The organism is Ectothiorhodospira lacustris, assembly GCF_022227845.1.
Lineage (GTDB): Bacteria > Pseudomonadota > Gammaproteobacteria > Ectothiorhodospirales > Ectothiorhodospiraceae > Ectothiorhodospira > Ectothiorhodospira lacustris.
On record NZ_JAJNQN010000017.1, the window covers coordinates 85163 to 93750 of the forward strand.

The 8588-nt window shown below is 61.2% G+C and carries 9 protein-coding genes, 1 tRNA gene and 2 pseudogenes; 9 read left to right on the forward strand and 3 right to left on the reverse strand.

Annotated features, from left to right (window positions below; genetic code table 11):
* Nucleotides 1-13: 13 nt before the first annotated feature.
* A tRNA-Leu gene (locus LQ956_RS12455) sits at nt 14-100 on the reverse strand.
* Nucleotides 101-224: 124 nt separating this feature from the next.
* On the opposite strand from LQ956_RS12455, the gene queA reads away from it, so the two are divergent.
* The 8 genes and pseudogenes from queA to LQ956_RS12495 all read left to right on the forward strand — a co-directional run bounded on the left by queA (nt 225) and on the right by LQ956_RS12495 (nt 6759).
* Nucleotides 225-1268 (forward strand): tRNA preQ1(34) S-adenosylmethionine ribosyltransferase-isomerase QueA, encoded by a 1044-nt coding sequence (queA, locus tag LQ956_RS12460; RefSeq protein ID WP_238621213.1) that lies wholly within the window; start codon nt 225-227, stop codon nt 1266-1268.
* A 3-nt stretch (nt 1269-1271) separates the two neighbouring features.
* The gene (tgt, locus tag LQ956_RS12465; RefSeq protein WP_238621212.1) at nt 1272-2387 is read left to right on the forward strand and encodes a tRNA guanosine(34) transglycosylase Tgt; all 1116 of its coding nucleotides are present in this window, start codon (nt 1272-1274) and stop codon (nt 2385-2387) included.
* A gap of 61 nt (nt 2388-2448) precedes the next feature.
* Nucleotides 2449-2778: a preprotein translocase subunit YajC gene (gene yajC / locus LQ956_RS12470; protein WP_238621211.1), complete on the forward strand. Its 330-nt coding sequence runs from the start codon at nt 2449-2451 to the stop codon at nt 2776-2778.
* A gap of 37 nt (nt 2779-2815) precedes the next feature.
* Nucleotides 2816-4678, forward strand: coding sequence for a protein translocase subunit SecD (secD, locus tag LQ956_RS12475; protein ID WP_238630096.1), 1863 nt, complete (start codon nt 2816-2818; stop codon nt 4676-4678).
* Between the two features lie 13 nt (nt 4679-4691).
* Entirely contained in the window at nt 4692-5630 is a 939-nt protein-coding gene (secF, locus tag LQ956_RS12480; RefSeq protein WP_238621209.1) for a protein translocase subunit SecF, read from the forward strand.
* Nucleotides 5631-5694: 64 nt separating this feature from the next.
* A pseudogene (locus LQ956_RS12485) lies at nt 5695-5895 on the forward strand (Txe/YoeB family addiction module toxin); the annotation flags it as partial.
* Nucleotides 5896-6296: 401 nt separating this feature from the next.
* Nucleotides 6297-6533, forward strand: a complete 237-nt coding sequence (locus tag LQ956_RS12490) for a DUF4160 domain-containing protein (protein WP_238630097.1) — start codon at nt 6297-6299, stop codon at nt 6531-6533.
* Complete coding sequence (locus LQ956_RS12495) at nt 6514-6759, forward strand: DUF2442 domain-containing protein (protein ID WP_238630098.1); 246 nt, start codon at nt 6514-6516, stop codon at nt 6757-6759. The genes LQ956_RS12490 and LQ956_RS12495 overlap by 20 nt, the downstream gene beginning before the upstream one ends.
* A 68-nt stretch (nt 6760-6827) precedes the next feature.
* Here the strand turns inward: LQ956_RS12495 and tnpA are convergent.
* Nucleotides 6828-7237 (reverse strand): annotated as a pseudogene (tnpA, locus tag LQ956_RS12500) (IS200/IS605 family transposase).
* Between the two features lie 21 nt (nt 7238-7258).
* Here tnpA and LQ956_RS12505 point away from each other — a divergent pair.
* On the forward strand, nt 7259-7477 hold the full coding sequence (locus tag LQ956_RS12505; RefSeq protein ID WP_238630099.1) for a helix-turn-helix domain-containing protein: 219 nt from the start codon (nt 7259-7261) through the stop codon (nt 7475-7477).
* 247 nt (nt 7478-7724) lie between these two features.
* Here LQ956_RS12505 and LQ956_RS12510 read toward each other — a convergent pair.
* The coding region (locus LQ956_RS12510; protein WP_255722488.1) for an integron integrase at nt 7725-8588 on the reverse strand (864 nt) is incomplete at its 5' end.

The window sequence follows — 8588 nt, forward strand, 5'->3', positions numbered from 1 at the left end:
TTTGGGTTTTTCATGGTGCCGGGAGCGAGAATCGAACTCGCACTCTGTTTCCAGAACCGGATTTTGAGTCCGGCGCGTCTACCAGTTCCGCCATCCCGGCAAGGTGGGGATTGAGCATTATAACGACCAGGCATGGTCAGCGCCAATAATATTTTGGTGCTGACCGATCGGGTCCCCGTCATGTCGATGGCCCCTCTCCACGGTTCCTGATACCATCGCGCGCCATGCAAGTCAGTGATTTCACCTTCGATCTTCCTCCCGAGCTGATTGCCCAGGCGCCGTTGCCGGAGCGGAGCGCTTCCCGGCTGCTGCGCCTGGATGGTCCCTCCGGCACCCTGGCGGACCGCTGCGTCCGGGATTTGCCGGACCTGCTGCGGCCGGGCGACCTGCTGGTGTTCAATGACACCCGCGTCATCCCCGCGCGCCTGCACGGCTGCAAACGCGACTCCGGCGGGCGGGTGGAGGTGTTGGTAGAGCGCCTGGAGGATCGGCATCAGGTGCTGGCCCATCTGCGCGCCAGCAAATCTCCCGGAGCCGGGGTCTGGCTGTGGCTGGAAGAGGCGGCGGAAGCCCAGGTGCTGGGCCGGGAAGGTGACCTGTTCCGGCTGCGCTTCACCGATCCCGTGCTGGAGGTGCTGGAGCGACATGGCCACATGCCGTTGCCGCCTTATATCGACCGTCCCGACACCAGCGACGATCGCCGGCGCTACCAGACCGTGTTTGCCCGCAGCCCCGGCGCCGTGGCCGCACCCACGGCCGGTCTGCATTTCGATGAAACCCTGCTGGAACGGATCCGCGCCCGAGGGGTCGAAACGGCTTCCGTGACCCTGCATGTGGGGGCGGGTACTTTCCAGCCGGTACGGGTGCAGGATATCCGTGAGCACGTCATGCACGCCGAATGGGTGCAGGTATCGGCGCGGACCTGTGACCAGGTGGCGGCCTGCAAGGCCCGAGGCGGTCGAGTGGTGGCGGTGGGCACCACCAGCGTGCGCAGTCTGGAGAGCGCCGCCAGGGGGGGCGCTCTGGCCCCGTTCGAGGGAGATACCCGTTTGTTTATCGTGCCCGGTTACGATTTTCGGGTGGTGGACGCCCTGGTGACCAATTTCCATCTGCCCGAATCCACCCTGCTGATGCTGGTGAGCGCCTTTGCCGGCCGGGATCAGGTGCTCGCGGCCTACCGGCACGCGGTGCGCGAGCGTTACCGGTTTTTCAGTTACGGCGACGCCATGTTCATGACCCGCCGGCCCCTCGAACCAACGGAACTTTGATACATGCAGTTTGAATTGATGGCCCGGGACGGGGCCGCGCGCCGCGGGCGCCTGATCTTCGACCGTGGCGTGGTGGATACACCGGCCTTCATGCCCGTGGGCACCTACGGCACGGTTAAGGCCATGACCCCGGAGGAGCTGGAGGGCCTGGGTGCCCAGATCATCCTGGGCAACACCTTCCATCTCATGCTCCGGCCCGGTACCGAGGTGATCCGGGCCCACGGGGACCTGCACGACTTCATGCACTGGGAGCGGCCGATCCTGACGGATTCCGGCGGGTTCCAGGTGTTTTCCCTGGCCAAGCTGCGCAAGATCACGGAAGAAGGGGTGCGTTTTGCCTCGCCGGTGGACGGCTCGAAGATCCTGCTCACCCCCGAGCGCTCCATGGAAGTCCAGCGGGCGCTGGGTTCGGACATCGTCATGATCTTCGATGAGTGCACGCCCTATCCTGCCACCGAGGACCAGGCCCGCCATTCTATGGAATTGTCCCTGCGCTGGGCGGCCCGTTCCCGGATCGCCCACGGCGACAATCCGTCGGCCCTGTTCGGCATCGTCCAGGGCGGCATGTACGCGCAACTGCGGCGCCGTTCCCTGGAAGGGCTGGTGGAGATCGGTTTTGACGGCTATGCCATCGGCGGGCTATCGGTGGGTGAGCCGGAGGCGGAACGTAACCGGGTACTGGACGGGCTCACCCCGCTGATGCCGGTGGATCGGCCCCGCTATCTGATGGGGGTGGGCAAGCCGGAGGATATCGTCGAGGCGGTGCGTCGGGGTGTGGACATGTTCGACTGTGTCATCCCCACCCGCAATGCCCGCAACGGCTTTCTCTATACCCATCAGGGCGTGATGCGGATTCGCAATGCCCGTTTCCGGGACGACACCCTGCCCATCGATCCGGAATGTGACTGCTATACCTGTCGTCACTATTCCCGGGCCTATCTGAAACACCTGGACAAGTGCAACGAGATCCTGGCCAGCCGTCTGGCCACCCTCCATAACCTGCACTACTACCAGACACTGATGCGGGAGATGCGTCAGGCCATTGCCGCCGGCACCCTGGAGGACTGGGCCTGCGCCTTCCATGAGCGGCGCGCGCAAACCCCACAGTCTGTGACATAATGTCGGCCTTAAAACGTCCTGAACCGTGTCAATTATCCATTCAATTCAAGGAGTCCCGCCCATGAGCTTCTTCATTTCCGACGCCTACGCCCAGACCGGGCAGCCCGCCGGCGGTGGTTTCATCGAATTCCTGATCATGATCGTGATCTTCTTTGCGATCATGTATTTCCTCATCATCCGTCCCCAGAGCAAGCGCGCCAAGGAACACAAGTCCATGGTGGACGGCCTGAACAAGGGTGACGAGATCGTCACCAACGGCGGCCTGGTGGGCAAGATCACCCAGGTGACCGAAAACTTCATCAAGGTGGAAGTCTCCGAAGGTGTCGTGGTCAACGTCCAGCGTCAGGCCGTGGCCACCGTAATGCCCAAGGGTTCGATCAAGGACATCTGATCCAGCCTTTCACTTTTAGTCCACATCTGGTCCCGTCATGAACCAATACCCCTACTGGAAGTATGTCCTGATCGTGGTCGTCATGCTGGTGGGCGTGATTTATTCGCTCCCCAACCTGTATCCGGAGGATCCGGTGGTACAGGTGGCCAACTCCACCACGGACGTGGTGGATGCAGACACCCGGCTGCAGATCCAGGCCGTGCTGGAAGGGCGGGGCGTGGAAATCAAGTCCACGGAGTTCGACGGGGCTCAGTTCATGCTGCGCTTCAGCAGCGCCGATGACCAGTTGCTGGCCGCGGATATCCTGCGTACGGCCCTGCCGGGGAACCATGTGGTGGGGCTGAACCTGGCCCCTGCCACCCCCGGCTGGCTGCGTGCCATCAACGCCCGGCCCATGTCCCTGGGGCTGGATCTGCGGGGCGGCGTCCATTTCCTGATGGAAGTGGATATGGATGCGGTGGCCGACAACATCTATGAGCGTTACACCGGTGAATTCCGCACCCAGTTGCGGGATGCCCGCATCCGCTATCTGAGCGTGGAGCGGGATGCCGACGGCGTGCACGCGCGTTTTGCCGATGCCGACAGCCGTGACGAGGCCCTGCGGGTATTGCGGCGGGAATACCGGGGGGATCTGGATTTCCGTACCACCCAGTCCGGCGAGGTGTTCCGCCTCAGCGGCACCGTGACCTCCGACTATCTGGCGGCCCAGCGGCGCCTGGCCCTGCAGCAGAATATCACCACCCTGCGCAACCGGGTGGACGAGCTGGGGGTGGCCGAACCGGTGATCCAGCAGCAGGGTGAGGACCGCATCGTGGTCCAGCTACCCGGCGTGCAGGATACCGCCCGGGCCAAGGAGATCCTGGGCGCCACCGCCACCCTGGAATTCCGCCTGGTGGACGAGAGCAGCGACCCCTTCACCGCGGCTGAAACCGGGCGTTCTCCGGCCAATTCCCGGCTCTACTTCGAACGTGACGGCACCCCGGTGTTGTTGCAGCGCCAGGTGATGCTCACCGGCGACTTCATCAATGACGCCTCTTCCGGCATCGCCCAGGACAGCGGCAGTCCGGCGGTGTTCATCAACCTGGATGCCCAGGGCGCCCGCATCTTCAGTCGGGTTACCGGTGAGAATGTGGGCCGTTTGATGGGTGTGGTCTTCATTGAGACCAGCACCGAGACGGTGGAGGAGGATGGTGAGCTGGTTCGGCGCACCACACGCACGGAAGAAGTCATCAACGTCGCCCGCATCCAGGAGCAGCTGGGTCGCCGTTTCCAGATCACCGGGCTGGACAGCACCCGGGAGGCCCGCAACCTCGCCCTGTTGCTGCGGGCCGGTGCCCTGGCCGCGCCCATGAGCATCGTCGAGGAACGCACCGTCGGCCCGAGTCTGGGGCGCGACAACATCGAGCGGGGCTTCAACTCGGTGGCCATCGGTTTTTTCCTGGTGCTGATCTTCATGGCCCTGTACTACCGGGTGTTCGGTCTGGTGGCCAACGTGGCCCTGACCCTGAACCTGGTCCTGATCGTGGCCATCCTGTCCCTGCTCCAGGCCACGCTCACCCTGCCGGGGATTGCCGGGATCGTGCTCACGGTGGGGATGGCAGTGGATGCCAACGTGCTCATCTTCGAGCGCATCCGGGAGGAGTTGCGCAACGGCAATTCGCCTCAGGCGGCAATCAAGGCCGGCTATGACCGGGCCTTCTCCACCATTGCCGATGCCAACATCACCACCCTGATTGCGGCCCTGGTGCTGTTCATGTTCGGTACCGGCCCCATCAAGGGTTTCGCCATCACCCTGTCCATCGGCATCCTGGTGTCCATGTTCACGGCCATCGTGGTGACGCGCGCCATCATCAACCTGACCTATGGACGTCAGCGTCGCCTCAAGACGCTGGCCATCTGACCCGGGGACGACCATGAAGCTCAACTTTGCCAAGGCCAATATCGATTTTCTGGGCCAGCGCCGTATCGCCCTGGTGGTCTCACTGGTGCTCATCATCGGTTCCCTGCTGCTGCTGGGATTTCGCGGCCTGAACTTCGGCATCGACTTCACCGGCGGTACCCTTATCGAGGTGGGGTATCCAGAGGTGGTGGAGTTGGAGCAAGTCCGCAGTCAGCTGGAGACGGGCGGCTTCGGCCGGGCCACCGTGCAGTATTTCGGCACCTCCCGGGACGTGTTGATTCGGCTCGCTCCCCGTGACGGTGAAAATACCGCCGAACTGTCCGAGGAGGTCCTGGACGTGTTGCGAGGCGGCGGTCCGGCCGGCGTGGAGCTGCGCCGGGTGGAGTTCGTCGGTCCCCAGGTGGGCGAGGAGCTGCGGGAGCAGGGCGGTCTGGCGATGATCTACGCCCTCATCGGGATCCTGATCTACGTGGCCCTGCGCTTTGAATGGCGTTTTTCGGTGGGGGCGGTGACCGCCCTGGTCCACGACGTCATCATCACCCTGGGGATCTTCTCCCTGTTCTGGCTGGAGTTCGATCTTTCCGTGCTGGCGGCGGTGCTGGCGGTGATCGGTTATTCACTCAACGACACCATCGTGGTCTATGACCGCATCCGCGAGAACTTCCGCAAGCTGCGCAAGCAGGGGGCGGAGCAGGTGATGAACCTCTCTGTGAACGAGACCCTGGCCCGTACCATCATCACCGGCGTGACCACCCTGCTGGTGCTGCTGGCGCTGTACCTGCTGGGCGGCGCCGTGATCCAGAACTTTGCCCTGGCCCTGATCATCGGCATCGTGGTGGGCACCTACTCATCCATCTACGTGGCGGCGGCCGTGGCCCTGGTGATGGGCGTGGATCGCAGCGTCATGTTGCCGGTGAAGAAGGAAGGGGCGGAACTGGACGACCGGCCGTGAGCCGATAGCCGGGGTTTGCCGTGGGGGATGCCTCGGAAGGCCGGCATATCCCCACGAAACCATTGGCGTGAAGCCAAAGGCCCGGGAGTTGTTGGAACTGATGGCAGAAGATCCCTTCCGCAAGCCGCCTCCGTTTGAGAAGCTCATTGGTGACCTTGCTGGTGCCTATTCACGCCTCCTCAATATCCAGCATCGCCTGGCGTACCAAGTGCTCGAAGACGAGAAAGTGGTAAAGGTCCTCCGCCTCTGGAGCCACTACGAATAATGCATAACCAGTCGCTCAAGGCACGACGATGTTGAGTGATTGAAAAATAGCGGGTGACGGACCACGCTGACAACGGCCCCCGGAAGGGCCGGGCCTGAGTGCGGGCAAAACATTGAAACAGGGCCAACAATCAGGCTATGTTCATTCAGAAGACACTTGCCAAGGAACCCCCCTGCATGGCTCCACAGTGGCTGAAGGAACCCGCACAGGTAATCCACACCTGCCAAAGCGCCGCTCATGGCCTGCCTGGCCCGCCGCCAAAAATACAATCCCCATTATAAAGATGTGCAGTACGTGGCTTCGTCCAACAGACCTTTATCCGCCATGCTGCGCACAGCGGATAAACGCTTATGTGTTAGCTGTAACGAGACACAGAGTCTTTTGACGAGTGAACATAGAGTATGCCAACAGTATTGCGAATTGGCCCTTACCGTTTCTTCTTCTACAGTAATGAGAGCGGTGAGCCAGCTCATATACATATTCAGCAGGAGCGAATGCTGGCAAAATTCTGGTTACAGCCAGTTGCCCTTGCAGGCTCAACCCGATTTTCACCCAAGGAATTGAGGAAACTCGAGCAATTGGTTATTGAAAACAGAGATACTATTTTGGAGGTCTGGAATGGGTACTTTGGCAGTTGAGCTTCACCCTCAAGCTCATAATGTTAGATGCACCGATGTGGCACTTGTCGTCGAGCTTGTGGATGGCCGCACAATCACTGTGCCACTGGTTTGGTTTCCTCGCTTATCCAGTGCTTCGGAAGAACAGTTGAAAAACTGGGAGCTTCTAGGAGATGGAGAAGGAATCCATTGGCCAGATATTGATGAAGACCTGAGTGTTACAGGTTTATTGGCTGGAGCGCATTGACCCAGTGCGCGACAAGCCCCGCCGTTCAGGGCGGGGAAGGATAGGGACGGCGTAGCCGTCCTTGGGTTTCAGTGAGGTGTCTGCTGCTGCTCGATGTACTGGCGCACGATGGAGATCGGCGCGCCGCCGCAGGAGGATGCGAAGTAGGACGGCGACCATAGCACGCCCTTTCAGTAGCGTTTCTCGATGTCCGGGCCTTGCGAAGCAGACGGCTGGAGAGGCCCTTGAGACTGTTCACGAGGTTCGAGACGGCCACCTTGGGCGGATATTCCACCAGCAGATGCACATGATCGTCCTCGCCGTCCATCTCGATCCGTTGTGCCTCGAAGTCGGCGCAGACCTTGGCGAAGATCGTGCATAGCCGGTTGATGGCGTCGGCATCGAATACTTTGCGGCGATATTTCGCCGCAAAGATCAAATGAACGCGCATCTTGAAAACGCAATGCCGACCGTGCCGAATATCGTTTTCTTTGCTCATAGACCAAACTATGCTATCTGCATGCAACAACTCCAGGCCTTCAAGTTTGAGCTACGCCCCGACGGCCAGCAGGAACGGCAAATGCGCCGTTTTGCTGGCTCGTGCCGGTTCGTGTTTAACAAGGCGTTGGCGTTGCAGAAGGAACGTTACGAGGCGGCCGTGGCCTTGGTAATGGGCGTGGATCGCAGCGTCATGCTGCCGGTGAAGAAGGAAGGGGCGGAACTGGACGAACGGCCGTGAGGCAAACCCTCATCCTCGGCAACCTGCTCCGTCCGTGCCTACCCTGAATGGAATGCTCGGGGGGCGTGGCAAACCTGACCTGAAACAGGCAATGGATCACAAAATGGGCTAACCTCGACTCCAGGACCATGCAGCGGAAAGGGACATGGAGTACAGGGAACCCGTGCGGCCCGAATGGGGTAGGGCAGGAGAGGGCGGTTATCCAAGGAAGCTCCCGCTGGACGGGCAGCGGGGGGCGAAGGGTGTTTCAGGCATCCAGGGGGCTTCTGACGGCGAGACCGCCGCGATTGAGTACATGGGTGTAAATCTGCGTGGTGGACACATCACTGTGCCCCAGCAGTTCCTGCACCGTTCTGATGTCGTACCCCTGCTCCAGCAGGTGGGTTGCGAAACTGTGCCTCAATGTGTGGCAACTGGCCTTCTTGTGAATGCCCGCCTTTCTAGCCGCCTCCTTGACGGACTTTTGTACAGCGGTTTCGTGCAGATGGTGGCGGCGGGGTTTCCCCGAACGCGGATCTACCGAAAGGCGACCGCTGGGAAAGACAAACTGCCAACGCCATTCACGAGGGGCATTGGGATACTTCCGTGCCAGTGCGTCAGGCAAAAGGGTTTCCCCCAGTCCCTGCCCAACATCCCTGGCATGCAGGGCACGCACGGTTTCCAGGTGCTCCGTCAACGGGCCAACCAGCGATTCCGGCAAGGGCACGATCCGGTCCTTGTTCCCTTTGCCGCATCTCACCATGATCAATCCCCGGTCAAATTCCACGTCCTGTACGCGAATCCGCAGGCATTCCATCAGTCTCATACCGGTCCCGTAGAGCAGAGAGGCGACGAGCCAGGGAACCCCCGCCAGTTCGCCAAGCATGCGCCGCACTTCTGCCCGGGAGAGCACCGTGGGCAATCGCCTGGGGCGTTTCGCCCTGGAAAATGGGCCGATATCTCCAAGGGGTTGTTCAAGCACCTTACTGAACAGGAAGACCAGCGCGTTCAAGGCTTGGTTCTGAGTACTAATGGAGACATTGCGTGTGACCGCAAGATACTGGAGGAAATCAGCCACCTGCGCAGCCCCCAGACTGGAAGGTGCCTGACCATCGCAATGGTGGATGAATCT